19 protein-coding genes are annotated in these 23,401 nt (G+C 67.7%); 8 read left to right on the top strand and 11 right to left on the bottom strand.

Annotation, left to right across the window (positions count from 1 at the left end; translation table 11 throughout):
- Positions 1–34: 34 nt before the first annotated feature.
- Positions 35–1,465 (top strand): FAD-binding oxidoreductase, encoded by a 1,431-nt coding sequence (locus NGK70_RS00935; RefSeq protein WP_251971518.1) that lies wholly within the window; start codon positions 35–37, stop codon positions 1,463–1,465.
- Positions 1,466–1,905: 440 nt separating this feature from the next.
- On the opposite strand, the gene NGK70_RS00930 is transcribed toward NGK70_RS00935, so the two are convergent.
- From NGK70_RS00930 to NGK70_RS00910, 5 genes are all read right to left on the bottom strand, one after another.
- Positions 1,906–3,450, bottom strand: coding sequence for a SpoVR family protein (locus NGK70_RS00930; RefSeq protein ID WP_428985598.1), 1,545 nt, complete (start codon positions 3,448–3,450; stop codon positions 1,906–1,908).
- A 14-nt stretch (positions 3,451–3,464) separates the two neighbouring features.
- Positions 3,465–4,754 carry a YeaH/YhbH family protein gene (locus NGK70_RS00925; protein WP_251971516.1) on the bottom strand — a complete coding sequence of 430 codons (1,290 nt, stop codon included), beginning with the start codon at positions 4,752–4,754 and terminating at the stop codon, positions 3,465–3,467.
- Between the two features lie 30 nt (positions 4,755–4,784).
- On the bottom strand, positions 4,785–6,707 hold the full coding sequence (locus NGK70_RS00920) for a PrkA family serine protein kinase (protein ID WP_251971515.1): 1,923 nt from the start codon (positions 6,705–6,707) through the stop codon (positions 4,785–4,787).
- Between the two features lie 523 nt (positions 6,708–7,230).
- Positions 7,231–8,139 carry a ParB/RepB/Spo0J family partition protein gene (locus tag NGK70_RS00915; protein WP_251971514.1) on the bottom strand — a complete coding sequence of 303 codons (909 nt, stop codon included), beginning with the start codon at positions 8,137–8,139 and terminating at the stop codon, positions 7,231–7,233.
- Positions 8,140–8,170: 31 nt separating this feature from the next.
- Positions 8,171–8,803, bottom strand: a complete 633-nt coding sequence (locus NGK70_RS00910) for an RBBP9/YdeN family alpha/beta hydrolase (protein WP_251971513.1) — start codon at positions 8,801–8,803, stop codon at positions 8,171–8,173.
- 84 nt (positions 8,804–8,887) lie between these two features.
- Between NGK70_RS00910 and argC the strand changes: the two genes are divergently transcribed.
- Positions 8,888–9,829 (top strand): N-acetyl-gamma-glutamyl-phosphate reductase, encoded by a 942-nt coding sequence (argC, locus tag NGK70_RS00905; protein WP_251971512.1) that lies wholly within the window; start codon positions 8,888–8,890, stop codon positions 9,827–9,829.
- A gap of 149 nt (positions 9,830–9,978) precedes the next feature.
- Here the strand turns inward: argC and NGK70_RS00900 are convergent, their stop codons facing one another.
- Positions 9,979–10,335, bottom strand: a complete 357-nt coding sequence (locus tag NGK70_RS00900; RefSeq protein ID WP_251971511.1) for an SWIB/MDM2 domain-containing protein — start codon at positions 10,333–10,335, stop codon at positions 9,979–9,981.
- A gap of 296 nt (positions 10,336–10,631) precedes the next feature.
- Between NGK70_RS00900 and NGK70_RS26420 the strand changes: the two genes are divergently transcribed.
- The 4 genes from NGK70_RS26420 (at position 10,632) to NGK70_RS00875 (ending at position 15,943) form a co-directional block, all read left to right on the top strand.
- Positions 10,632–13,301, top strand: coding sequence for a CHASE2 domain-containing serine/threonine-protein kinase (locus NGK70_RS26420; RefSeq protein ID WP_310742569.1), 2,670 nt, complete (start codon positions 10,632–10,634; stop codon positions 13,299–13,301).
- Between the two features lie 27 nt (positions 13,302–13,328).
- Entirely contained in the window at positions 13,329–14,111 is a 783-nt protein-coding gene (locus tag NGK70_RS00885) for a Stp1/IreP family PP2C-type Ser/Thr phosphatase (protein ID WP_251973641.1), read from the top strand.
- A 45-nt stretch (positions 14,112–14,156) separates the two neighbouring features.
- Positions 14,157–14,840, top strand: a complete 684-nt coding sequence (locus NGK70_RS00880) for an FHA domain-containing protein (protein ID WP_251971510.1) — start codon at positions 14,157–14,159, stop codon at positions 14,838–14,840.
- 326 nt (positions 14,841–15,166) lie between these two features.
- Positions 15,167–15,943 (top strand): MBL fold metallo-hydrolase, encoded by a 777-nt coding sequence (locus NGK70_RS00875; protein WP_251971509.1) that lies wholly within the window; start codon positions 15,167–15,169, stop codon positions 15,941–15,943.
- 42 nt (positions 15,944–15,985) lie between these two features.
- Here the strand turns inward: NGK70_RS00875 and NGK70_RS00870 are convergent, their stop codons facing one another.
- Positions 15,986–16,747: a sulfite exporter TauE/SafE family protein gene (locus NGK70_RS00870; protein WP_251971508.1), complete on the bottom strand. Its 762-nt coding sequence runs from the start codon at positions 16,745–16,747 to the stop codon at positions 15,986–15,988.
- Between the two features lie 715 nt (positions 16,748–17,462).
- Here NGK70_RS00870 and rbp point away from each other — a divergent pair.
- The gene (gene rbp, locus NGK70_RS00865) at positions 17,463–17,954 is read left to right on the top strand and encodes an RNA-binding regulator (RefSeq protein ID WP_251971507.1); all 492 of its coding nucleotides are present in this window, start codon (positions 17,463–17,465) and stop codon (positions 17,952–17,954) included.
- Between the two features lie 102 nt (positions 17,955–18,056).
- Here rbp and NGK70_RS00860 read toward each other — a convergent pair whose 3' ends face one another.
- The 4 genes from NGK70_RS00860 to NGK70_RS00845 are packed head-to-tail and all read right to left on the bottom strand — an operon-like array spanning position 18,057 to position 21,214.
- Positions 18,057–18,872, bottom strand: coding sequence for an SDR family oxidoreductase (locus NGK70_RS00860; RefSeq protein WP_251971506.1), 816 nt, complete (start codon positions 18,870–18,872; stop codon positions 18,057–18,059).
- 7 nt (positions 18,873–18,879) lie between these two features.
- On the bottom strand, positions 18,880–19,578 hold the full coding sequence (gene lptC, locus NGK70_RS00855) for an LPS export ABC transporter periplasmic protein LptC (RefSeq protein WP_251971505.1): 699 nt from the start codon (positions 19,576–19,578) through the stop codon (positions 18,880–18,882).
- A gap of 38 nt (positions 19,579–19,616) precedes the next feature.
- A complete protein-coding gene (locus tag NGK70_RS00850) occupies positions 19,617–20,264 on the bottom strand; it encodes a KdsC family phosphatase (protein WP_251971504.1) in 648 nt (215 codons plus the stop codon).
- Positions 20,265–20,266: 2 nt separating this feature from the next.
- Complete coding sequence (locus NGK70_RS00845) at positions 20,267–21,214, bottom strand: KpsF/GutQ family sugar-phosphate isomerase (protein WP_251973640.1); 948 nt, start codon at positions 21,212–21,214, stop codon at positions 20,267–20,269.
- Between the two features lie 156 nt (positions 21,215–21,370).
- On the opposite strand from NGK70_RS00845, the gene NGK70_RS00840 reads away from it, so the two are divergent.
- Positions 21,371–23,371 (top strand): monovalent cation:proton antiporter family protein, encoded by a 2,001-nt coding sequence (locus tag NGK70_RS00840; protein WP_251971503.1) that lies wholly within the window; start codon positions 21,371–21,373, stop codon positions 23,369–23,371.
- Positions 23,372–23,401 lie beyond the last annotated feature (30 nt).

Genomic DNA, 23,401 nt, shown 5'->3' with positions numbered 1-23,401 from the left:
TGCGTCCCTCACCCGCCGCCAGGAGCCCGCCCGCATGAACGCCCCACATCCCATCAGCTGGCAGCCTGCCCTGTCCCTGCGTCCGTTGCCGCCGGCGATGCTGGAGGCCCTGCGCCAGCGCTTCGGTGAGCGCTGCAGCAGCGCGCGGGCGGTCTGCGACCAGCACGGGCGGGACGAGTCGCCCTACGACGTGACGCCGCCCGAGGCGGTGATCTTCTGCGAGAGCAGCGCCGACGTGGCCGATGCGGTCAAGCTGGCCGACCAGTACGCCGTGCCGGTGATCCCGTTTGGCGTCGGCTCCTCGCTGGAGGGGCACCTGCTGGCGGTGCAGGGTGGCATCTGCCTGGACGTGTCGCGCATGAACCGGGTGCTGAGCGTGAACGCCGAGGACTTGACGGTGACGGTGCAGCCGGGTGTGACGCGCGAGCAGGTCAACGCCGAGATCCGTGACCAGGGCCTGTTCTTCCCGATCGACCCGGGCGCCAACGCATCCATCGGCGGCATGTGCGGAACCCGGGCCAGCGGCACCAACGCGGTGCGCTACGGCACCATGCGCGAGAACGTGCTGGCGCTGGAAGTGGTCACCGCCAGCGGCGAGCTGATCCGTACCGGCACGCGGGCGAAGAAGTCCTCGGCCGGCTACGACCTGACGCGCCTGTTCGTCGGCAGCGAGGGCACGCTGGGCGTGATGACCGAGATCACGCTGAAGCTCTACCCGCTGCCCGAGGCGGTGTCGGCAGCGATCTGCCATTTCCCCAGCGAGGCGGCGGCCGTACAGACCACCATCGCGCTGATCCAGCTGGGCGTGCCCATTGCCCGCTGCGAGTTGCTGGACGCCAACGCGGTCACGGGCGTGAACCTGCAGAGCAAGCTCGGCCTGCGCGAGACGCCGATGCTGCTGATGGAGTTCCACGGCAGCCCGGCCAGCGTGCAGGAGCAGGCCGAGACGGTGCAGGAGATCGCCCGCGACCACGGCGGCGAGGACTTCCAGTGGGCCACCACGCCCGAGGAGCGTTCACGCCTGTGGGCCGCGCGGCACAAGGCCTACTTCTCGGCGATGCACCTGAACCCAGGCTGCCGCACGATCACCACCGACACCTGCGTGCCGATCTCCCGGCTGGCCGACTGCGTGGTCGCCGCCAAGCAGGAGGCCACCGACGCGGGCCTGCCGCACTACCTCGTCGGCCACGTCGGTGACGGCAACTTCCACATCGCCTACTTGATCGACCCGTCCAGCGCCGAGCAGCACGAGCGCGCCGAGGAGCTGAACCGCCGCGTGGTGCAGCGCGCCATCGCCTGCGGCGGCACCTGCACCGGCGAACACGGCGTGGGCCTGCACAAGATGGGCTTTTTGCTGGAAGAGGCCGGCGAGGGTGCGGTGGCGATGATGCGCAGCATCAAGCGGGCGCTGGACCCGAAGAACATCCTGAATCCGGGGAAGATCTTCTCTATCAACCCCCCCTAAGTGGGCGTTCCCAGCCCTTCACCCCCTTACTGCTCCTTAACATCTACACACCTTAGAAGTAGGGAGAGAAACAGTGAATAGGCTGGCGAAGTTTGCGTGTGGATTGGTACTCCTGACTGGCGTAGCGGCCTGCGGCGGCGGCGATAGCGAGGGGGGGGAGGTTCTAGATACCACCATCACGCTGTCAGAAGGGGTTTACCACTCATATACCCTTGAGCCCGGCACTTACCATGTGTCAATCACCTCAAGCAACAATGGTGTCACCGTACAGTGGCTGGGGGGCAGCGGAACCGGGTGCTCCGGCTCTGGGGAGGTCAAGGTCTGGTCTGCGACCTGCGCGCTGTCGATCAAAGGCCAACTGATCGTCACGAATCCGACGGTCTTTGGGCTCGGCGGATCAGAAATTGTCACGATCCGTCTGACCAAGGACTGATCCGCCTTCAATGGCTCGGCGCCGGCACCGTCCAGCGCTTGGTCACGTCACCCTTGCCGTTCGCACTCTCCAGGTGCACCGCAAAGCCCCAGAGCCGCGCGGCGTGCTTGAGCACCTGCTGGGCGGAGTCGTCCAGCGGGCGGTCGTTGTGCTGGAAGTGGCGCAGCGTCAGTGAGCGGTCGCCGCGCAGGTTGACATTCCAGACCTGGATGTTGGGCTCGCGGCTGCCCAGGTCGTACTGGTGCGACAGCGCCTCGCGCACGCGCCGGTAACCCGATTCGTCGTGGATGGCCGCGACCTCGATCTCGGACTGCTTCTCGTCGTCGACGATGGCGAACAGCCGCAGGTCGCGCATCAGCTTGGGGCTGAGGAACTGGCCGATGAAGCTCTCGTCCTTGTAGTTGCGCATCGCGTGGTCGAGCGCGGGCAGCCAGGGCGAGCCAGCCAGGTCGGGGAACCAGTGGCGGTCCTCCTCGGTCGGGTGGCGGCAGATGCGCTCGATGTCGCTGTACATCGCAAAGCCCAGCGCGTAGGGGTTCAGGCCTGAGTAGCCGCGCTCGCCCACGCGGGGCTGGTAGACCACGTTGGTGTGCGACTTCAGCCACTCGATCATCACGCCGTCGGTGAGGTAGCCGTCGTCGTACATGGTGTTGAGGATGCGGTGGTGCCAGAAGGTGGCCCAGCCCTCGTTCATCACCTGGCTCTGGCGTTGCGGGTAGAAGTACTGCGCCACCTTGCGCACGATGCGCACGATCTCGCGCTGCCAGGGTTCGAGCAGCGGCGCATTCTTCTCGACGAAGTACAGCAGGTTCTCCTGCGGCTCCTCGGGGAAGCGGCGGGTCTCCTGCTGCTCCTCGGCCCGGTCGGCGCGACGCGGCAGGGTGCGCCACAGGTCGTTGACCTGCTGCTGGGCGTAGGCCTCGCGCTCCTTGCGCTCGGCCAGTTCCTGCGCCAGGGTGCGCTTGCTGGGGCGGCGGTAGCGGTCCACGCCCTGGTTCATCAGCGCATGGCAGCTGTCGAGGAAGGTCTCGACCACCTCAAGGCCATGCTTTTCCTCGCAGGCGGCCACGTAGTTCTTGGCGTAGACGAGGTAGTCGATGATCGATGCAGCGTCCGTCCACATGCGGAACAGGTAGTTGCCCTTGAAGAAGCTGTTGTGGCCGTAGGCGGCGTGGGCGATGACGAGCGCCTGCATCGCCATCGTGTTCTCCTCCATCAGGTAGCTGATGCAGGGGTTGGAGTTGATGACGATCTCGTAGGCCAGGCCCATCGCGCCGCGCTTGTAGTTCTTCTCGGTGGAGATGAACTCCTTGCCGTAGCTCCAGTGGCGGTAGTTCACCGGCATGCCGACCGACGCGTAGGCGTCCATCATCTGCTCGGCGGTGATGATCTCCAGCTGGTTCGGGTAGGTGTCCAGGCCGTGGCGCTCGGCGGTGGCGCGGATCACGGCGTGGTACTGATCGATGAGCTCGAAGCTCCAGTCGCTCGGGCCGCTCAGGTGCTGCGCGGGGCGCTGCGCCAGTGGCAATGGGCCGTTGACCAGGTCCTTCATCTGCGGCTTGGCGGTCATGCGGGGGCCCCTTCCTTCTTGAACAGGTCGCGGAACACCGGGTAGATCTGCGAGGCCTCGGTGGCCTTGCGCATCGCGAAGTGCGGGCCGGACTCTTCGGCCAGGCGGGCGTACTCGTCCCAGAGGTTCTGCTCGGGTTCGGCCACCTGCACGTAGGCGTAGTAGCGCACCAGAGGCAGGATCTTCTGCGCGAGCAGCTCGCGGCAGCGGCCGCTGTCATGGTGCCAGTTGTCGCCGTCGCTGGCCTGCGCGCCGTAGATGTTCCACTGGTCGCTGGGGTAGCGCGCGCGGATGATCTCCTCCATCAGCACCAGGGCCGAGGACACCACCGTGCCGCCCGTCTCGGTGGAGTGGAAGAAGCCCTGCTCGTCCACCTCCTGCGCCTGGGTGTGGTGGCGGATGTAGACGATGTCGATCTTCTCGTAGTGCCGCGTCAGGAACAGGTAGAGCAGGATGAAGAAGCGCTTGGACAGCTCCTTGCGCTGCTCGTCCATCGAGCCCGACACGTCCATCAGGCAGAACATCACCGCCTTGCTGGTGGGAACGGGCGTCTTCACCCGGCTGCGGAAACGCAGGTCGATGGGGTCCAGGAAGGGAATGGCGCCGATGCGGCGGCGCAGCTCGACGATGCGGGCCTCGACCTCGTCGATCTCGCGGCGCACCGCGTCGTCCAGCGTCGTGCCGGGCGTGCGCAGCAGCGCCAGGCGCTCCTCCAACTCGTGCAACTCGCGCCGCTTGCCGGTGCCCAGCGCGATGCGCCGGCCCAGCGCGCCGCGCATCGAGCGCACCACGTGCAGGTTGTTGGGCGTGCCGTCGCTGGTGAAGCCGGCGCGGTGGCTCTTCCACTCCGGGGTCTCGGCCAGCTGGGTGCGGATCAGGTGCGGCAGGGCCAGGTCCTCGAAGAAGACCTGCATGAACTCCTCCTTGCTCAGGCTGAAGACGAAATCGTCCTCGCCCTCGCCGGAATCGCTCGCCTGGCCGCTGCCCGAGCCGCCGCCGCCCTGGCCGCCCTTGGGGCGCTGGATGCGGTCCCCCGCCACATACTCCTGGTTGCCCGGGTGCACCATCTCGCGCTTGCCGCCCGAGCCGTGGTGGAACACCGGCTCGCTCACGTCCTTCTTCGGGATGTGCACGTCCTCGCCGCGCTCCAGGTCGCGGATGCCGCGGCCATCGATCGCCCGGCGCACCGCGTCCTTGACCTGCTCCTTGTAGCGGCGCAGGAAACGTTCGCGGTTGCCGATCGACTTGTTCTTGCCGGCGAGCCGGCGATCGATGATCTGTTGCATGGCAGCCCTTGGACCCAAGATGGCGTTGACTCAGCTCGACTTGCGCACCCGCAGGTACCACTCGCAGAGCAGGCGAACCTGCTTGGACGTGTAGCCCTTGTCGACCATGCGCTGCACGAAGTTCTCGTGCTTCTTGGCCTCGTCCGCACTGGCCTTGGCGTTGAAGCTGATCACTGGCAGCAGCTCCTCGGTGTTCGAGAACATCTTCTTCTCGATCACCGTGCGCAGCTTCTCGTAGCTGGTCCACAGCGGGTTCTTGCCCTGGTTGTTGGCCCGGGCACGCAGCACGAAGTTGACGATCTCGTTGCGGAAGTCCTTCGGGTTGGAGATGCCGGCGGGCTTCTCGATCTTCTCCAGCTCCGCGTTCAGGCTGGCGCGGTCGAACACCTCGCCAGTGTCGGTGTCGCGGTACTCCTGGTCCTGGATCCAGTAGTCGGCATAAGTGACGTAGCGGTCGAAGATGTTCTGGCCGTACTCGGAGTAGCTCTCGAGGTAGGCGGTCTGGATCTCCTTGCCGATGAACTCCGCATAGCGCGGTGCCAGCAGCTCCTTGATGTAGGCGACGTACTTCTGCTCGACCTCGGCCGGGAACTGCTCGCGCTCGATCTGCTGCTCCAGCACATACATCAGGTGCACCGGGTTGGCCGCCACTTCGGCGCTGTCGAAGTTGAAGACCTTGGAGATGATCTTGTAGGCAAAGCGCGTGGAGATGCCGCTCATGCCCTCGTCGACACCCGCATAGTCGCGGTACTCCTGGTAGCTCTTGGCGCGCGGGTCGGTGTCCTTCAGGCTTTCGCCGTCATAGACCATCATCTTGCTGTACAGGCTGGAGTTCTCCGGCTCCTTCAGCCGGGTGAGGATGGCGAACTGGCTCATCATCTTCAGTGTGCCCGGGGCGCACTTGGCCTCGGCGAGCGATGAGCCGCGGATCAGCTTCTCGTAGATCTTCACCTCCTCGGAGACGCGCAGGCAGTACGGCACCTTGACGATGTAGATGCGGTCGAGGAAGGCCTCGTTGTTCTTGTTGTTGCGGAAGGTCTTCCACTCGCTCTCGTTGCTGTGTGCCAGCACGATGCCATCGAAGGGGATGGCGCCGAAGCCCTCCGTGCCCTTGAAGTTGCCTTCCTGGGTGGCGGTCAGCAGCGGATGCAGCACCTTGATGGGCGCCTTGAACATCTCGACGAATTCGAGCAGGCCCTGGTTGGCCAGGCACAGGCCGCCGGAGTAGCTGTAGGCGTCCGGGTCGTCCTGGGCATAGGTTTCCAGCTTGCGGATGTCGACCTTGCCCACCAGGCTGGAGATGTCCTGGTTGTTCTCGTCGCCCGGCTCGGTCTTGGCCACGCCCACCTGCTTGAGGATGCTCGGGTAGCGCTTGACCACCCTGAATTTGCGGATATCGCCGCCGAACTCCTCCAGCCGCTTGACGGCCCAGGGGCTCATGATGCGGTTGAGGTAGCGCCGCGGGATGCCGAATTCCTTCTCCAGCACCGGGCCGTCTTCGGTCACGTCGAACAGGCCGAGCGGCGACTCGTTCACCGGCGAGCCCTTGATGGCGTAGAAGGGCACCTCCTGCATCAGCTGCTTGAGGCGCTCGGCGATCGAGCTCTTGCCACCACCCACCGGGCCCAGGAGGTAGAGGATCTGCTTCCTTTCCTCCAGCCCCTGCGCGGCATGGCGGAAATAGGACACCACCTGCTCGATGGCGTCCTCCATGCCGTAGAACTCGGCGAAGGCCGGGTAGATCTTGATGACCTTGTTGGCAAAGATGCGCGACAGCCGCGGTTCGTTGCGGGTGTCCACCATCTTGGGTTCACCGATGGCCTGCAGCATGCGCTCGGGGGCGGTGGCGTAGGCGATCGGGTTGCGCTTGCACTCGACGAGGTACTCCTCCAGGGTGAGTTCCTCTTCTCGGGTGCGCTCGTAGCGCGCGGCGAAGTTGCTGATCACGTCCATGCAGGGCCTCCTGGGGGTCGGGCAGTGGGCGACAGGATCAGTGTCGCGCCACCAGGGAAGATCTGGTGGAGTCCCGTCCCGTTGCTACGCCGGGGCGAGGCGCCATCAGAGCTTTCCGTCGCTCTGCAGTCGTTGTGTCTGTGATCCCGTGGTGTCAGCTTCGTTCAACCTGAAGGGGTCGGTCCATGGAAGAAGCCCCAGCTGTCACTGCTTTTTCAATTGCCTTGGCAGCCGCAGGCATTTCTTCACTGACCGATGCCTCCTGCTCGCCGACTTGCTGGCTCGCTGTTGAATCAGACGTAGCAGACACCTTGTCGGTTGACCTAGCAAACCCGGGGCCAGCGGTTGGGCATCAGGCCCCGGAAGGTCTCCGGGTGTGGCCGATGTCACACCGCGTCCCAGCGTAGCGGCGCAGGCGGACGCTGCCGACACCGCGAACGCGGTGCACGGCCCGATGGATCTGGGGGGCAGGTCGGTGCGTTTGCGGGGGCGGGTTGATCCGGGCCGACGCAAGACGACGTTTTCAGGTCTCTTTCAGCCCCAGCTTGTCGAGCAGGCCGTTGAGCTCATCGAGCGAGCCGAAGGCGATCGCCACCTCGCCGGCCGGGCCGCCGCGCGAACGCTTCTTGACGCGGATCTCGACCTTGGCGGTGAGCCAGTCGGCGAGCTGTTCCTCGATGCGTGCGATGTCGCGCGGATGTTCGCCCTTCATGCGCAGCAATGGCGCCTGGCGCGGCGTGTCGCCGCGCTGTACCAGCTTCTCGGCTTCGCGCACCGAGAGCTTTTTCGCGACGATCTGATTCGCGCAGGTGATCTGATGTGCCTTGTCCAGTGGCACCAGTGCCCGGGCGTGCCCCATGTCGAGGTCGCCGGCCATCAGCATCTGCTGCACCGGTTCGGCCAGCGTGATCAGGCGCAGCAGGTTGGTGGTGGCACTGCGGCTACGGCCGATGGCCTGGGCCGCCTCCTCGTGCGTCAGGCCGAACTCGCTGACCAGCCGCTGCACGCCCTGCGCCTCTTCCAGCGGATTGAGGTCCTCGCGCTGGATGTTCTCGATCAGCGCCATCGCGGCGGCGGCCTGGTCGGGCACATCGCGCACCAGAACGGGGACTTCGTCCAGCCCGGCGATCTTTGCGGCGCGCGAGCGCCGTTCGCCAGCGATGATCTCGTACATCGGCAGCCCGTCGCGCGGTGGCAGCGGGCGCACCAGGATGGGTTGCATGATGCCCTGGCTGCGGATGCTCTCGGCCAGCTCGAACAGCGAGCCCTCGTCCATGCGGGTGCGCGGCTGGTAGCGTCCAGGCAGGAGCTGCGCGAGCTTGAGCGCGCCGGGCTGGCCCGGCTGGCCGTCCGCGGTGACGGCTGCGCTCAGTTGCGGCCCGAGCAGCGCTTCCAGACCGCGACCGAGACCTTTGGGCTTCTTGGTGACCATGCGTCCGATTGTCGGTGATCCGGACCGTGGCTCAAGCCTGGAGCGCCGGTGGCGCCCGATCGGCCTGATCTGCCATGGCCAGCAGCCGCTGCAGCAGCGCCCACCCCTGTGGCCAATCGCCCAGCCCGGATGCGGTGTTGAGGTGGCCGGCCGCCCCGGCATCGACCACTTCGGCGCCCCAGTCGGCGCACAGGCCCCGCGCCCTGGCGGGGTCGCAGTAGGGGTCATTGCAGGAGACCGCGGCGATGGCCGGAAAGGGCAGCCGAGCCCGGCTCATCGGCCGCCAGTTGTGCAGTTGCGGTGGCATGTCGCTGCGCTCGGTGTCAGGGGGCGCTACCAGCAGCGCGCCGTGCACCCGGGCGGTGTGGCGGCTGTGCGCGGCCCAGGCTGCGGTGAGTTGGCAGCCCAGGCTGTGCGCTACCAGCACCACGGGACGCGCTGGGCGGTCGTTCCCGGCCAGCAGGGCCTCGTCCAGCCGTGCCATCCAGTCGCCGCGCCGCGGCCACAGCCAGTCGGACTGTTCGAGCTTCTCGTGCCCTGGCCGGCCCCACCAGTGGGCCTGCCAGTGGCCCGGGTCGGAATCCAGCCAGCCTGGCAAATGAAGGATGCGCACCGCGTGTGGAGGTGCAGGCAGGTTGTCGAGATCGGCGGTGTCACGGTCCATGGCGTATTCTTGCGCTCCCCCATTCCGGCTCCCCGTTCGAACGTTCCGCACGCGGGGTCACAGGATCAGCAGAGGTTGTTCACCATGAAGCATGCGGTATTTGTCGACGGCCAGGAAGGCACCACGGGCCTGCGCATCCACGAGTACCTGGCCAGCCGCAGCGACATCGAGGTGCTGCGCATCGACCCCGAGCGGCGCAAGGACGCCGCCGAGCGTGCGAGGCTGCTCAATGCAGCTGACGTGGCCTTCCTCTGTCTGCCCGACGCTGCCGCCAAGGAGGCCGCCGCGCTGGTCACCAACCCCCGCACCTGCCTGATCGACGCGAGCACCGCGCACCGCACCGCGCCGGGGTGGGCCTTCGGCCTGCCCGAATTGGTCGCCGGCCAGCGTGAGCGCCTGCGTTCGTCCAAGCGCATTGCCAATCCGGGCTGCCACGCCAGCGCCTTCATCCTGCTGCTGCGCCCGCTGGTCGATGCCGGGCTGTTGCCGGCTGGCCTGCCGGTGAGCGCCACCTCGATCACCGGCTACTCGGGCGGCGGCAAGAAGATGATCGAGCAGTACGAAGCCGGCGGCGACGCGCGCCTGGCATCCCCTCGCCCCTACGCGCTGGGGCTGTCGCACAAGCACATCCCGGAAATGATGGCCCACACCGGGCTGACGACCAAGCCGGTGTTCATGCCCGTCGTCGGCCCGTTCTACAAGGGCCTCACGGTCAGCGTGCCGCTGCATTTGGCACACTTGCGCGCCGGTACCACGGCGGAGGACCTGCGTGTGGCTTACGAGCGTCACTTCGCCGGCGAGCCCTTCGTGCGCGTGATGCCCCTCAACGATGGCCCTACGCTGGACGACGGGTTCTTTGACGTCCAGGCCTGCAACGACAGCAACCGGTTGGACCTGTTTGTTTTCTCGCAGGGGGATCAGGCGCTGCTGATGGCCCGTCTGGATAACCTCGGCAAGGGTGCCAGCGGTGCCGCGGTGCAGTGCATGAACGTGCACCTGGGCGTTCAGGAAACCCTGGGGCTGTGAGCCGGGATTCCACCAGACAAGGCCCGCTCGGCCTGGTTGATCGAGGCCGGATCGCCACCAGAGAATGATCCGGATCAAAATGAAAAAGCCCGGGTGGACCGGGCTTTTTCATTTACTGGCGCGAAACGCCAGGGACCAGCAACATCGAATCAGGAGAGCTGCTCGCTGATCAGTTTGGTCATCTCAAACATCGACACCTGATCCTTCTTGAAGATCACCTTCAGCTTGGCGTCGGCGTTGATCATGCGCTTGTTGGCTTCATCCTGAAGCTTGTGCTTCTTGATGTACTCCCAGATCTTCTTGGTGACTTCGGTGCGCGGCGCAGGCTGTTTGCCGATCACGGCGGCCAGGGCTGCAGACGGAGTCATCGCCTTCATGAAGGCCGCGTTGGCCGTGCGCTTGGCCGGTGCTTCCTTGGCGGCCGGTGCCGCCGCCTTGGTTTCGGCCGCGGCCGATTTCTTTGCAGCAGGTGCCTGTTTAGCGGCGGCTTTCTTTGCAGTTGCCATGTTGACTCTCTCCATCAAGGACTGACGACGTGCCTTGCCCGGCCCGCCAGCGCGAACACCAGCATACCTACGGCACTGTGGTCGCGGATGGTACTGCCTGCCCCAGCCATTGAGAAGGCAGTTTCCGCAGCCCCTGGGCGTGAAACGGCGGTACAGGCCGGTTTTCTGTGGCCCGCAGGCATCGCCCTTGGGGCGAATCCCATGGGGGGCCTCGGTGACGGCGCCGATGGCAGTGCGGTGGGCCGCTGTGTTAACTTCCTGCCAAACCCCAGTCACCGCCAGGCCTCCTCCATCCCATGCCCGCCCTGCCGCCCCTGCGCCTGACCAAGGAGCGGCTGTGGCTCGGTGGCGCCGGCCTGTTGCTGTGGTTGGTCGTCCTTGCTGGCGACTTGCTGGGGGCCGCGGAGCGCTGGGCCTACGATCATGCATTGACGGGTGCGGCGCGAGCCGGCTCGCCGGAAGTCGTGGTGGTCGCCATTGATGCCCCCAGTCAGGCGAAGCACGGCAGTTGGCCTTGGTCGCGCGAGTTGCATGGCCGGCTGTTGGACCGCCTGCGCGGCGCCGGTGCACGCGTGGTGGCCCATGCCGAGCCCTTCATCGGCGCCCAGAGCCCGAGTGCCTTGGCCGAATGGCACCGCATAGCGAGCACCGTGGCAGCCGACCCGGCGCTGGCGCACCACCCGGACCTGCCGACCGTGCTGTCCGTCAGCCGGGAGCAACTCGATGGCGACGGGCAGTTTGCACACAGCTTGGCCGCCCACGGCAGAAGCCTGCTGGCGCTGGGTCCGCTCGAAGCCGCGTCGCTGCGCACGGGCGAGGCCATGGCCGCCTTGGTCGACGCGCAGCCCACTGCTGCAGGTTCCAATGCTTCCTTACCCGCTCGTCCGCCCTGGCCGCTGCCGCTGCTGGCCCGCGCGGCACTGGGCAGTGGCCATCTCGAACTGAGCGCGGACCGCGACGGTACGTTACGCCGCCATGCACTGCGCCGGGATGTCGAGGGCCGTGGCATCGCCTCGCTGGCCTGGCTGGCCGCTTCTGTGCAGCGTGGCCTGCCACCCGATCCGCCTGGGCAGGGGGGGCGTTGGGTCAGCCTGGGGTCGACGCGATTGCCGCTGGGGCCGCAGGACAGCGTGGCACCCATCTTCGCTGCGGATCGTCCGCAGCAGCCCGCCTTCGTCCACCTCAGCGCAGATGCGGTGCTCGGTGGCCAGTTCAACGCCCGCACCGTGGCAGGCAAGCTGGTGCTGATCGGCCGTGTCGACCACGCCGCCCGTGCCGGAGGCGCGTTGCTGCCCGATGGTGAGCCCGTGGCGCCGGTGGAGGCCCTGGCCCAGTTGTCTTCCGCACTGCTGACCGGCCAGGTCGTGGCCCAGCCCGGTTGGGCACGCGGCCTGCCCTGGTTGCTGGCGATTGCTGCCGTGGCCTACCTGGTGTGGCTGGCGCCGCGGCTCACCGCAGGCTCGGGCCTGGTGCTGAGCAGCCTGGTTGCCCTGTGTCTCCTGCTCGGCGCCCAGCTCGGCCTGAGTGCGGCGCACATCTGGTCGCCCATGGTCCTTCCGGCCGCCGTGCTGCTGCTGGGGCACCTCTCGCTGCTGGGATTGCGCCGCCACGCCCTGCAGTCAGGGCCGACCACGGTCACGCCCCTGGTCCCGCTGCCGGCGGGCCGGGGCGCCCTGGGTGGCGCTTCCGCCTCGACTGCTGCTGCGGCTGCTTCCACGGTGTTGGCCGTGGAAGCCGGGCGGCCCGCCTCGACGATCCTGCCCCAGTTGGACCAGTCCCCCGGAGTGAGTCACGGCGACCCGCGTACCGCCACCCGTCCGGTCGGGCTGCCGGTGATGCTCTCGGCGGCGCTCCCCGGTGCGCTGGCGTCGCTGCCCGCTGGGGCACCGGGCACACCGCCTCACCCTGAAGCGGACCTCTCGATGGCGGCCACGCAGCCCTTGCACGAGCGTGAGGCGAACCCCGCCACGGAACCTGCCGCCATGTACCGCTCTCGGGGTCCAGGCGGCGCGGCGCCACCGCGCCTGGGGGCGTACCAGCTGGAGCATGAGATCGGGCGGGGCACGATGGGCCGGGTCTACTTGGCCAGCGAAATCGGCCATGGCGGCGAGGTGGCGGTCAAGACCCTGGCCCTGGCGCGCGAGTTCGAAGGCTTTGCGCTGCGCGAGGCGCGCGCGCGCTTCCAGCGCGAGGCCCAGGCCGCCGGCCGGCTGCAGCACCCCGACATCGTGCGCGTGCTCCAATCCGGCGAGGAGCGCGGGCTGGCCTACATCGCGATGGAACGGCTGCATGGGCACGACCTGACGCAGCACGTCCAGCCGGGCACGCTGCTGTCGGTCGGCACGGTGGTGGCCATCGGTGCACGTGTGGCGGCCGCACTGGCCCATGCCCACCGGCAAGGCGTGATCCACCGTGACATCAAGCCGGCCAACGTGATGATCGATCCGGAGCACGGCCAAGTGAAGGTCACCGACTTCGGCATTGCCCGCATCACCGATTCGGCCCGTACCCGCACCGGCCTGGTGCTGGGGTCGCCTTCCTACATGTCGCCCGAGCAACTCACCGGGCGCAGCGTCGATGGGCGCAGCGACCTGTACTCGCTCGGGGTGCTGCTGTTCCAGTTGCTCACGGGGCGGCTGCCGCAACAGGGGCACACCCTCGCCGAGATGATCCATGCCGCCACCCAGGAGGTGGCCCCCGATGTGCGCCAGCTGAACCCGCTCGTCCCGGAGGTTCTGGCCAACATCGTCAGCATCCTGCTGCAAAAGCGAGCGGAGTTGCGCTACGGTGATGGCGATGCGGTCGCGGCCGACCTGCGGCTGGTTGGCTCCTGGTTGATGCAGCAACGCCGGGAACGCGCAGAGTCTGACGCTGTCGCATCGGTGCAGGATTGCGCGTTGCCAGCGCAGCCGAGTGCAGGATCACGGTCTGCGCCTGCCCGGGACGGGGCACAATCAGCGTCCTGATCCATGGACCGCGCCCGTGCCCCGCTCATGAACTTCGAGTTCTATGCCGTGACCGATCGCGGCCGCGCCCGCTCGAACAACGAGGACTCCGTCGCCGTTGATGATGGCGTGGCCCTGGCCGTGCTGGCCGATGGCATGGGAGGCTACAACGCTGGCGAGGTGGCCAGTGGCATGGCCACCGCCTTCGTGCGCTCGGAGCTTGGCCGTTGGCTCGCCGATGCGGCCCCGGAGGTCAGCGACCATGACGTGCGCCGCGCCATGGACATCTGTGTGGACAATGCCAACCGGGCGATCTTCAATGCTGCCAACGCCAATCCGCAGTACGGTGGCATGGGTACCACGCTGGTGGTCGCGGTGTTTCGCAGCAATCGCGTGCTGCTCGGCCACATCGGCGATTCACGCGCCTACCGCTGGCGCGATGGCCAGTTGGTGCAGATCACCCGGGACCATTCGCTGCTCCAGGAACAGATCGACGCCGGACTGATCTCACCCGAGCAGGCTGCGCTGAGCCACAACAAGAACCTGGTGACGCGCGCAGTGGGGGTCGAGGACGTCGTGCTGTTGGAAACCCACATGCATGCCGTGCTGCCCGACGACTGGTTCCTGATGTGCTCGGACGGTTTGTCCGACATGCTCGACGATGACAGCGTTGCCGAGGTGCTGCGCACGCACGGCAACGTGGTGGATGCGGCGCATGCGCTGGTGGATGCGGCCAACGAAGCTGGGGGACGGGATAATATCGCCGTCATTCTGGTGGCCGCGCGGGGGGCGCCGGCAGCATCGCGCTCCTGGTGGCCCTTCCGGCGCTGAACTGTTCCTCCGCCGATCGCACGACAAAAGTCACAGAGGTCACGCATGCCCAAACTCGTTGTTTCGCTCGACGGTGTCGTCATCAAGGAAGTCCAGCTGACCAAGGACAAGACGACGCTCGGGCGCCGCCCCTACAACGACATCGTGATCGACAACCTCGCGGTCAGCGGGGAGCATGCGGTGTTGCAGATGGTCGGCCAGGATGTCTACATCGAGGACCAGAACAGCACGAACGGTACTTACATCAACGGGCGTGCTGTCAAGAAGCAGCTGCTGCAGCACAACGACACGGTCGAGATCGGCAAGTACAAGATCAAGTATTTGGTCGAAGACAGCTCGGACTACGAGAAGACGATGATCCTCAAGCCCGGCCAGATGCCGGGTGGTGCGCCGACGCGCCCGCTGCCGCCAACGATGCCAGGGGGCCTGCCGCCCTCGGGGTTTGGCGGACTTGCTGCCGGCACCGTGCTGCAGGCATCGATCAAGGTGCTGTCCGGCGCGGCAGCCGGACGCGAGGTGGTGCTGACCAAGGTGGTCACCACCGTGGGCAAGCCCGGTGTGCAGGTGGCCTCGATCACCAAGCGCCCCGGGGGCTACGTGTTCGCCCACGTCGAGGGGACCAACCGCCCGACCGTCAATGGCCAGGCGGTGCTGGGGGATCCCGTGCACCTGAAGGACGGTGACGTGATTGAACTGGCCGGCACCCAGATGCAGTTCGTGCAGCCCTGAGCGGACGGTCCGACAACCGTCTGACCCGGTGGCAAGCAGTGGCTCGGCGGGCCTGCGACAGCTGTCATCCCTTCTTGGAAAATACCAGCGTGAGCTCTGTCACGCGCATGCCAAGCCGATGGCGCAAGCGGCCACCGGCAGTGAGGAAGTGCTCGCCTGCGTGCTTGCCCGCATCGGGCTGGGTTGGCAGGATGGCGCCCCACGCAACGGTACCTGGGCGCGAATGGTTCGACGCCCATCGACGTGCCCAGCAGTCCACCGACCGGCCGGCCCTGTGCCAGCCGCTCTCGGCAGGTTGCTGTTTGTGTGCCTGACCTGGAACCCTGATGGATCTGCGCGTGCTCGGTTGCTCTGGCTCGATCGCCAAGGACAACCGTACCACCTCCTTCCTGCTCAATGACCGTGTGCTGGTCGATGCCGGGACCGGTGTCGGTGACCTGAGTCTGGACGAGCTGGCGGCCATCGACCATGTCCTGCTCTCGCATTCGCACCTCGACCACGTTCTGGGCATCCCGCTGATCGCCGACAGCATCATGCGTCGGCGCCTGGCCGAACCGGTGTTCCGCTCCCTGCGTGTGCATGCACTGCCCGCCACGCTGGAGGCGCTGCGCAGGCATCTGTTCAACAACGTGATCTGGCCGGATTTCACCCGGCTGCCGACACCGGGGCAGGCCATCGTCGAGCTCGTGCCGGTGGAGGTTGGCCAGCGGCTGGACCTTGCCGGGCTGCACATCGAGGTGTTGCCTGCCGCGCACACGGTGCCTGCCTGCGGCTTTGCGGTGGACACCCCATCGGGCTGGTGGGTCTACACCGGCGATACCGGGCCGAATCCGCCACTGTGGCAGCGACTGCGCGGGCGCCGTGTGGCGCAGTTGGTGATCGAGACGGCGTTCAGCGACGACGAGCGGGCCTTGGCCGAAATGAGCCGTCACCACTGCCCGAGCAGCCTGGCGCAAGAGCTCGTGCAGTTCGACGCCGAAACACGCGTTGCCATCACCCACATCAAGCCGGGTGAGATGGCTGCTGTCACGGGGCAGATCGCCGCGCTGGGCATCGACCGGCCCCTGTTTGCGCTGGCTCGCGGCGACCGCTTCAGCTTTTGACCTCGCGCCGCCTGTCGTTCGGACCGAGGCGGATCAGGCGGTTCACAGCCGCAGTGCGTCGTAGCCGCTGCGCAGGATCAGCGCGCCGACCACCAGCAGGAACACCTGCCGTACGAAGCCCGCCCCGTGGCGCAGCGCCAGCCGCGATCCCAGCCAGGCACCGGCGACGTTGGCAACCGCCATCACCGCCGCGACGTGCCACCAGACATGCCCTTTGGCGGCGAACAAGGCGATCGCCGCCGCGTTGGTCGCCGTGTTCAGCAGCTTTGCCGACGCCGAGGCATGCAGGAAGTCGTAGCCCAGCCAACGCACGAACAGGAACACGAAGAAGCTCCCGGTGCCGGGACCGAAGAAACCGTCGTACCAGCCGATCACCCCGCCAATGGCCATGGCCGCCAGACGCTCGGCGCGTGGTGGCAGTCGGGGGGCGTGGACGCGCCCCAGGTCTTTGCGCACCAGGGTGTAGGCCAGCACCCCCAGTAGCACAAAGGGCAGGGCACGTCGCAGCGGCGTGGCGGGCACCTGTGTGATGAGCCAGGCGCCGACCAGGCTGCCCAGCAGCGCCATCGCCGTTGCCGGCAGCAGGGTCGGCCAGTTCAGCCCCACGCGTTGCGCATATTGGCGCATTGCCCAGGCGGTGCCCCAGATCGAGGCACCCTTGTTGCTGCCAAAGAGAGTGGCCGGCGGTGCTGTGGGAAAAACGGTGAACAACGTGGGCACCAGGATCAGTCCGCCACCGCCGACGATGGCATCCACGAAGCCTGCCAGCCCGGATGCGAGGGTGACGATCAGGAGGTCGGGCATGCAAGACCAGAGGTTGGGGTCTGCGGTCAGGACGCGTTCACTTGTCCGCATGACCACAGAGATGAAAAAAGCGCCGGGATCACCGGCGCCTTTTCATTGTCTCACCGCGCTGCAATGCGCTGTTTTTCATGCAAGCCCAGCCACCTTGTTTGATGTTGTGGCGGTGACCGCTGGCTTGCTGTCCTGTGCCTGTCTCCTCAGCCCCTCGCTCTTGCGGGACTGTCAATCAAGTGACACCCTTCGCGAGTGGCCGCACTGTAGCGGGGCGGGTACAGGCACAGCATCCGGGCTAACCCGCACCATCGTTGGGCCGTGGCGACAGCGCTCCAGCGACCCAAGGGCCCTCCTCGATGTCCTTCCGCCAACGGTCTGCGGAAATCGTCCACGTCGGTGAAAGTTCACGTCGGGATTCTCTTGGACCGCATTCCTTGGCAAGGTGGCCTGGGATCCGGCTTCTCCAGCGACGGAACAAACCCGTGAAAATCCGGGTTAACCCCGGTTTTGATGCAATTCGATACCACGGATCCCTGTTCGACTGGGCACCGTTACAACACTTCTCGATCGCCCGTGCTCCCCACGCTTGCGCAGTCACGCATAATGTCCTTTCGTGTCTGGATGCGTGCGCCTTCTCTGTTCCCTGGAATGAGTGCTGGCTGTAGCTCCGCCACTTGGTTCTCTGGTACCGCGGTACTTGTTTCTTGAAAGGCGCTCTTCCATGGGCAACAAACTGTATGTGGGCAATCTGGCCTACAGCGTGCGCGACGACGATCTGAACGAAGCGTTTTCCCAGTTCGGTGCGGTCAATTCCGCCAAGGTCATGATGGACCGCGATACCGGCCGCTCCAAGGGCTTCGGTTTCGTCGAGATGGCTTCGGATGCCGAAGCGCAGGCCGCCATCAACGGCTTGAACGGTCAGGCCATCGCTGGTCGCGCCGTGGTCGTCAACGAAGCCCGTCCCCGTGAAGAGCGTCCGGGCGGCTTCCGCAGCCCCTACGGCGGCGGCGGTGCCGGCGGCGGTGGCCGCCGTGAAGGCGGCGGCGGTGGTGGCTACGGTGGTGGCGCTGGCGGCGGTGGTGGTGGTGGCGGCGGCGGTGGTTTCCGCAGCCCCTATGGTGGCGGTGGCCGCCGTGAAGGTGGCGGCGGCGGCGGTGGTCGCGGCGGCTACGGTGGTGGTGGCGGCGGTGGCTACGGCGGCGGCGGTTACTGATCTGTCATAACCGGGGTGAGCCACTCCGGTTGAACGGATTTGAAGGGCGGGCGATCGACGGATCGCCCGCCCTTTCTCATGGGCCGTCCAGTGACGCCCGCCCTAGTTGTTGGATGGCCGGCTGCGCCGTGGCTTGCGCCCGCGCCCGGCCAGCAGCCGGTCGAGCAGTGCATTTGGCAGCAGCCGCAGCAGCCGCGCGACCCAGGCCATCTGCCAGGGGATCACCCGGTGGCTGGCGCCCCGCTCGATGGCCATGACCGCCCGCTCGGCAAACGCCTCGGCCGACGTCAGAAAAGGCATGGGGTAGGGATTGCCGCGGGTCAAGGGGGTGTCGACGAAGCCTGGCAGCAGGGTGACGACGCGGATGCCGTCGTTGCGCAGTTCGCCACGCAGGCTCTCGCAATAGGCCACCACGCCAGCCTTGCTGGCGCAGTAGCCCCCGTGGCCCGGAAGCCCGCGGATCGCCGCCACGCTGGCGATGCCCACCAGCCGGCCGGAGCCGGCCACCCGCATCGGTGCAATGAAGGGGTGGAAGGTGGCCGCCAGCCCGATGTTGTTGGTGGCAAAGAGCTCGCGCAGCACCTCCAGGTCGGCCCGCTCGGCCGTGTCGATGCCCACGCTGATGCCGGCGTTGGCAATCACGACCTGGGGCAGCCCCTGCTCGATCAGGCAGCGCCTGCCTGCGGCGACGATGGCATCGACGTCCTGGACATCGGCGGCGTAGAGTGCGCAGCGCTCCGGGCCCAGCCCTTCGGACTGAGACCAGCGCTGCATGGCATCCAGGCGCCGTGCCACCAGCGCGAGCCGCCAGCCGCGCCTGGCATAGGCGTTCGCCAGCGCCTGGCCGATACCGCTGGAGGCACCGGTGATGAACACCAGCGGCGCTCCAGGGGAGATCGGGGCTGCCGGCAGTGTCATGGTGGACCTAGCGGGGGCCGGGGGTCCCCTGGGCCGGTTGCAGGTGGCCGTGCACGCCACCGCTCAGTTCGGCCAGCCGACTGTCGTGGTCGTAGGTCATGGCAGCGGCGGTGAACACATGCGCCCCCTGGCGCAGCGTGACGGGTTCGCGGCTGCTGACACGCCCGGCCCGGGTATCGAAGCTCATGCGCTCACCCGTGAATTCGACCGGCGCATCGCCTGGCTGGTCGGCAGCGCGGCTCACGTGCGCGCCGCCTTCGAGGGTCACGACGCCGGTGGCATTGATGGCGACCGCGCGCGCAGCGCGGGCCTGCAGCACGCGCCCTTGAGCGTCGGTCCAGTGCAGCCGCACGCCTTCGATTTCCAGCGAGTCGGTGTCGGGGTAGTGGCGCACGACGTCCCCCTCGATCACGCCCCGCGCCGGCCCTGCCTGGGTGTAGTGCTGTACGGAGAAACCGCGCATCTCGTAGTCAGGGGTGTGCGTGGCTGGCCCAGCGGGTTCCGGCGCCACGGGCACCGGGGTGCGCTTGACCAGCCACCAGCTTGCAGCGGCCAGCAGGGCCATCAGCAGCACGGGCAGGTAGGCCATCACGGCGCCGCGCAAACGGGTGCCCCAGGGCAAGTGCAGTACCGCTGCGGCATCCTGGGGTCGGCCGGCCAGCGGGGGCAGCGGCAGGGGGCCGTCGTCGAGCTGGTCGAGGTCCATCGGGCGTGTCTGGGGTGCGAACGGGCTGGCGACGGGTCTCAGGCCGCCGGTGTGCCGTCCAGCGTCGTGAGGTGCCCGGCAAGCAACGAGGCATAGACCCCCCGTGCGACCAGCAGCAGGTCACAGAACTCGCGCGCTGCGCCGTGCCCGCCCGGGGTGGCGGTGACGTGGTGACACACCGCCCGCACCTCGGCGTGGGCCTGGGCCGGCGCACAGGCCAGTGCACAGCGCGCCAGCAGGGGCAGGTCCGGCCAGTCGTCGCCGATCACCGCCAGCTGGTGCCAGCCCAGGCCAAGCGTGGCCAGCAGCTGGGCGCCCGCCTGCAGCTTGTCGTGCACGCCGAAGAGGGCCTGCGTGACGCCCAGGTCCGCGCAGCGCCGCCGCACGGCGGGCGAATCGCGTCCGGTGATGACCACCGGCGTGATGCCTCCGCGTGCCAGCAGCTTGATGCCGTGGCCGTCGAGCGTGCTGAAGGCCTTGACCTGCTCGCCCTGAGCGCCGATCGTGATGCGCCCGTCGGTCAGGCAGCCGTCCACGTCGAAGACCGCCGCGCGCACGTCCTGCGCCTGCAGCAGCAGTTCGGGCGGGAAGTCCAGCACCGGCCGCACGGGCCGCGCCGGGGCCGCGAGCAGGGTTGCGACGGCGTTGGCCTGCGCGTTCGCAGCGGTTGCCTCTGCGCTTGCCATGTTCAGATCACCTTCGCCGTGAGCAGGTCGTTGTAGGTCAGCGCGCCGACCAGCCTACCGGCCGCGTCCACCACCAGCACGTTGTGGATGCGGGCCTGTTCCATCAGGTCGGCGGCCACCACGGCCAGGGCGTTCTCGGCCACGGTGCGTGGCTGGCGGTGCATGATGTCGCCGGCGCGCAGCTGCCGCACTTCGCCACCGCGCTCGATCAGGCGGCGCAGGTCTCCGTCGGTGAAGATGCCAATGGCGCCCCCGGCCTCGTCCACCACCGCGGTGCAGCCCAGGCCCTTGGCGCTCATCTCGCGCATCACGTCGAAGAAGCCGGCCGCCTCGGTCACGCGCGGCACCGCGTCGCCGCTGCGCATCACGTCGCGCACGTGGGTCAGCAGCTTGCGGCCGAGCGCCCCGCCCGGGTGCGAGCGGGCGAAGTCCTCTTCGCGAAATCCGCGTGCATCCAGCAGCGCGACGGCCAGGGCGTCGCCCAGCGCCAGCTGCGCGGTGGTGCTGGCGGTGGGCGCCAGGTTGAGCGGGCAGGCCTCCTGCTCGACCCGGTTCGACAGCACCAGGTCGGCATGCGCGGCCAGGGTCGACTCCGGCCGGCCGGTCATGGCCAGCAGCGTGACGCCCAGGCGGCGCAGCGCCGGCAGGATGGCGGCCAGTTCCTCGCTCTCGCCGGAATTGGAGATGGCCAGCACCACGTCGCCGGGCGTGACCATGCCCAGGTCGCCGTGGCTGGCTTCACCCGGATGCACGAAGAACGCGGGGGTGCCGGTGGACGCGAGCGTCGCGGCGATCTTGCGCCCGACGTGGCCGCTCTTGCCCATGCCCATCACGACCACCCGGCCGCGGCAGCCCAGCATGGCACGCACGGCGGCGGCGAAGGGCTCGGCCACCTGCTGCTCCAGGCCGAGCAGGGCTTGCGCCTCGATGTGCAGCGTCTGGCGGGCCATGCGCATGGCTCGCTCGGCATCGAAGTCGGGGAGGGGGGTGGAGGTCACGGTGTACACGCCGGACCCGTCCGGAAGGGGCGGGTTCGTGATTTAGGATCCGGTGATTCTAGGAGGCCCGGCCCTCCGCCCCAGGAGCTCAGGAGATCCCGACCCCGCATGGCCACCACGCTTGAAGTTGTGCTGCTTTACCTGCTGGCCGCCGTGCTGGGGGTGGTGGCTTGCCGCCTGCTGAAACTGCCCGCGATGCTGGGCTACCTGATCGTGGGCGTGTTGATCGGTCCGAACGCGCTGGCGCTGGCGCGCGACTCGGCCGGGGTGCGCTACTTGGCCGAGTTTGGCGTGGTGTTCCTGATGTTCGTGATCGGGCTGGAGTTCAACCTGCCCAAGCTGCGCAGCATGCAGCGCCTCGTGTTCGGGCTGGGCATGGGGCAGGTGGTGTTGACCATCTTCGGTGCGGTGCTGGGCAACGTGGGGCTGACCTGGTTGTATGCCCTGCTGTTCGAGCGCACCTGGGAGCTGGACTGGCAGGGTGCCGTGGCGCTGGGCGCGGCGATGGCCATGTCCAGCACGGCGATCGTCGCCAAGATGATGGCCGAGCGGCTGGAACTGGAAAGTGAGCACGGCCGGCGCGTGATGGGCGTGCTGCTGTTCCAGGATCTGGCCGTGGTGCCCCTGCTGGTACTGATTCCCTCGCTCGCACTGGGGGGCGGAGACCTCTGGCGCACCCTGGCGCTGGCGCTGGGCAAGGCCACCGTGCTGCTCGGGCTGCTGCTCTGGGGCGGGCAGCGTCTGATGCGCTGGTGGCTCACGCTGGTGGCGCGGCGCAAGAGCGAGGAACTGTTCGTCCTCAACCTGCTGCTGGTGACGCTGAGCCTGGCCTGGCTCACCGAGCACGCCGGGCTGTCGCTCGCGCTGGGTGCGTTCGTTGCCGGCATGCTGATCGCCGAAACCGAATACAAGCACCAGGTGGAGACCGACATCCGGCCCTTCCACGACGTGCTGCTGGGGCTGTTCTTCATCACCATCGGCATGAAGCTGGACTGGCGCGCCGTGCTGGCGGAATGGCACCTGGTGCTGGTGCTGTCCACCCTGCCGGTGCTGGCCAAGGCCGGCATGGTTGCACTGCTGGCGCGGGCCTTCAGTGCGGCACCGGGGGTGGCGCTGCGCACCGGCCTGTACCTCGCGCAGGCGGGCGAGTTCGGCTTCGTGCTGCTGACCCTGGGCGCTGACCACGACCTGATCGGTGCGCGCTGGATCAGCCCGGTGCTGGCCGCGATGGTGATCTCGATGCTCGCCACGCCCTTCATCATCCTGGGCAGCGACCGCATCGTGATGAAGCTGTCGGCCACCGACTGGCTGCTGCAGTCGGTGCAGCTGACCAGCATCGCGCGCAAGTCCATCCGCACCTCGGCCCACGTGATCATCTGCGGCTACGGCCGCAGTGGCCAGAACCTGGCGCGCATGCTCGACCAGGAGCACATCCCCTACATGGCCCTGGACCTCGATCCTGACCGCGTGCGCCAGGCCGCCGCCGCAGGGCAGAGCGTGGTCTTTGGTGACGCGGCGCGCCTGCCCAGCCTGATCGCCGCCGGCCTGGCGCGTGCCAGCGCGGTGGTGGTCAGCTACCACGACACGGCCTCGGCGCTCAAGGTGCTGCAGCACGTGCGCGAACACGCTGCGCATGTGCCCGTGGTGGTGCGCACCATCGACGACAGCGACCTGGAGAGGCTGCGCGCCGCCGGTGCCACCGAGGTGGTGCCCGAGGCCATCGAAGGTTCACTGATGCTCGCCAGCCATGCGTTGGCGCTGGTGGGCGTGCCGATGCGCCGGGTGATCCGCATCACCCGCGATGCGCGTGACGCGCGCTACGGCCTGCTGCGTGGCTACTTCCATGGCGCCGACGACGACACCACGGAGGACTTGCAGCAGGAGCGTCTGCAGACGGTGGCCCTGCCGCCCGGGGCGCCGCATCTGGGCAGCCCGCTGGGCGAGTTGGCGCTGCACGCGCTGGGGGTGTCGGTGGTGTCGGTGCGGCGGGCTTCCGGCCAGGTCGTGCCGGGCGCGGATGACCTCACGCTGGCTGGCGGCGACGTGCTGGTGCTCAGTGGCCAGCCCGAGCCCCTCGCGCTGGCCGAGAGCAAGCTGCTGCGGGGTTGATGCCGGCGCGTTGCGCCGCGCGGACTGCCT

This window comes from Sphaerotilus microaerophilus (genome assembly GCF_023734135.1).
GTDB lineage: Bacteria > Pseudomonadota > Gammaproteobacteria > Burkholderiales > Burkholderiaceae_C > Sphaerotilus > Sphaerotilus microaerophilus.
This window is presented reverse-complemented; position numbering and strand designations above follow the sequence as displayed.